Origin of the sequence: Streptomyces sp. NPDC050636, assembly GCF_040654775.1 — a bacterium.
Lineage (GTDB): Bacteria > Actinomycetota > Actinomycetes > Streptomycetales > Streptomycetaceae > Streptomyces.
Window position 1 is genome coordinate 1 of record NZ_JBFAIP010000225.1, and the last position, 3,239, is coordinate 3,239.

The window sequence follows — 3,239 nt, forward strand, 5'->3', positions numbered from 1 at the left end:
GCCTCGACGACCGCGTCCGCACCGTACCCCGCAAGCTCGACCACCAGCTCCTCGACGCCCTCGGCGGCCAGACCGCTGCGGCTGACCAGCAGCAGGCTCCGTACTCCGTGCCGCGCCGCCAAGTGGCGTGCCACCGTGCGTCCCAGGCCGCCGGTACCACCGGTGATCAGGACCGTGCCGGACGCGTCCCACGCGACCTCGGCCGTGTCCTGCGTCTGTGCCCGGGCCAAGCGCGTGGCGAGGACCTCGCCGTCACGGATCAGCAACTCGGGCTCGTCGGAAGCCAGTGCGCGCGGCAGCAGTGCCGTCGCTTCGGCTGCCGTGCCGGAGGCGGCGTCGGGGGTGGCATCGAGGTCCACGAGACCGAAGCGGCCCGGGTTCTCCGACTGGGCTGAGCGCACCAGGCCCCAGATGGCGGCGCCCGCGAGATCCCTACCGGAGACCGCGCCGCGCGTGACGAACACCAGGCGCGAGGCAGCGAACCGGTCATCGGCCAGCCACTCCTGCACCAGCTCCAACGCCCGGACAGCCGCGGCGTGTACGGACTCCACCACCCCGACGGGTCCGTCGGCCGACGGGACGAGTACGACGTCGGGGACGGCGGACCCGGCGAGGGTCTCCAGGTCCGCGTGGGCCGGGAGGGAGAGTCCGTTCATGATGCCCTCGGCGTCCTTGCCGAGCACGGCGAGCGACTCGACGGGTTCGCCGGTGAGCTGTATGCCGGTCCAGTCGACCTTGAAGAGGGCGTCGCGGTCGGCGGCCTGCAACTGCCCCGCGGAGAGGGGACGGACCGCCAGCGAGTCCACCGTCGCGACCGGCGCACCGGCCGTATCGGCGAAGGCGAGCGACACGCCGTTGCCGGCGGGGCGGATACGGACGCGGAGGCGCGAGGCGCCGGAGGCGTGCAGGGACACCCCGCCCCACGAGAACGGGACACCGCCCTCTCCCCCGTCGCCCAGCATGCCCGCGTGCAGCGCGGCGTCGAAGAGTGCCGGGTGCAGTCCGTACGCGTCCCCGTCCGTGCCCTCGGGCAGCCGTACGTCCGCGTAGACGTCCGCATCCAGCTTCCAGGCCGCGTGCAGCCCCTGGAACACCGGACCGTAGGCGAACCCGGCATCCGCGAACTGCTCATAGCAGCCCGACACATCAACGGGCTCAGCCCCCTCCGGCGGCCACACCACCGCATCGAACGACGCCACCTCCGCCCCCGAAGACACCACACCACTCGCGTGCAGCGTCCACGGGCCCTCGCCCTCGCGCGCATGCACCGACGCCGAGCGGCGACCCGAACCGTCCGCCTCCCCCAGCCACACCTGCACCTGCACGCCACCACCCGACGCGGGCAGCACCAACGGCGCGGCCAACGTCAGCTCCTCCAACAGATCGCAGCCGACCTCGTCAGCCGCCCGCAGCACCAGCTCCACCAGCGCCGTCCCCGGCACCAGCACAGAACCCAGCACCACATGATCCGCCAACCACGGATGGGAGGACACCGACAGCCGCCCGGTGAACAACAACCCACCCGAACCCGCCAGTTCCACCGCAGCACCCAGCAACGGATGATCCGCCGAACCCAGACCCGCGAACCCCACATCACCCGAACGCATCACACCACCCGAGGGCCAGTACCGCTCGCGCTGGAACGCGTACGTCGGCAGGTCCACCCACCGCGCACCCGTGCCCGCGAAGGCTGCGGACCAGTCGACCGGCACGCCGTGGACATGCAGGCGCGCCAGCGCCGCGAGCAGTGTCGGTTCTTCGGGCCGGTCCTTGCGCAGTACGGGAGCGAAGACGGCCTCGTCCGGCGCGGACTCAGCGGCGAGCGCGGAGAGTGCGCCGTCGGGGCCGAGTTCCAGGCACGCGGAGACGCCCTGCGTGCTCAGCGTGCGCACTCCGTCGGCGAACCGTACGGCTTCGCGGACGTGACGGACCCAGTACTCGGCGGAGCACAGCTGTTCCGCGGTGGCGGGCTCGCCGGTGAGGTTCGAAACCAGCGGGATGCTCGGTGCGCCGTACGCCATGCCTTCGGCGACCGTGCGGAAGTCGGCCAGCATCGGTTCCATGAGCGGTGAGTGGAAGGCGTGCGAGACCCGCAGCCGTGCAGTCTTGCGCCCTTCGCCCTCGAAGTGCGCCGCGACGGCGAGCACCGCGTCCTCGGCGCCAGAGACCACGACCGATGACGGACCGTTGACCGCCGCGATCGACACCCCCTGACCCAAGAGCGGCAGCACCTCCTCCTCGGCGGCCCGGATCGCCACCATCGCCCCACCGGCGGGGAGTTGCTGCATCAGCCGGCCACGGGCCGCCACGAGCCGGCAGGCGTCCGGGAGGGAGAAGACACCCGCGACGTGTGCCGCGACAATCTCGCCGACGGAGTGCCCCAGCAGCTGGTCCGGGCGCACGCCCCAGGACTCCAGCAGGCGGAACAGCGCCACTTCGATCGCGAACAGCGACGCCTGGGCGTACACGGTCCGGTTCAGCAGTTCCGCGTCGTCACCCCATACGACGTCCCGCAACGGGCGGTCCAGATGCTCGTCCAGCCCGGCGCACACCGCGTCGAACGCCTCCGCGAAGACCGGGTGGCGGCCGTACAACTCCCGGCCCATGCCCAGCCGTTGCGAGCCCTGGCCCGAGAACAGGAACGCACGCTTGCCGGAGCGGGTCTCCCCCTCCGCCGCGATGTCCGCCCCGTTCCGGCCCTCGGCCAACGCGGTCAGTGCGCTCAGCAGGCCCTCGCGGTCCTCGGCGAGCACCACCGCGCGGTGCTGGAACGCCGAGCGGCCCGTCGCCAGCGAGTGGGCGACGTCCGTGATCCGCAGCCCCGGCTCGCCGTCCAGGCGGGACAGCAGCCGGGCCGCCTGGGCCCGCAGCGCCGCTCCGTTCCTGCCCGACAGCAGCACCGGCACCAGTCCCTCAGGACCGGCCGCGGCGTCCTGTGCGGCAGCCGGTTCCGACTCCGACGGCTCGGACTGTTCCAGGATCACATGCGCGTTCGTGCCGCTGATACCGAAGGAGGAGACACCCGCACGGCGCGGCCCGTCACCCTCCGGCCACTGCGCCGGAGACGTCAGCAGCTCGACGGCACCGGCACTCCAGTCCACATGCGACGACGGAGCATCCACGTGCAGCGTCCGCGGGAGCACACCATGACGCATCGCCAGCACCATCTTGATCACACCAGCCACACCCGAAGCCGCCTGCGCATGACCGATGTTGGACTTCACCGAACCCAACAACAA

The 3,239-nt window shown here is 72.0% G+C and carries 1 protein-coding gene; it reads right to left on the bottom strand.

The genetic code is table 11. The features are described from left to right. Nucleotides 1-3,224: type I polyketide synthase (locus AB0I10_RS40780; RefSeq protein ID WP_363157796.1), on the bottom strand; the 3,224-nt coding region annotated here is incomplete at its 3' end. Nucleotides 3,225-3,239 lie beyond the last annotated feature (15 nt).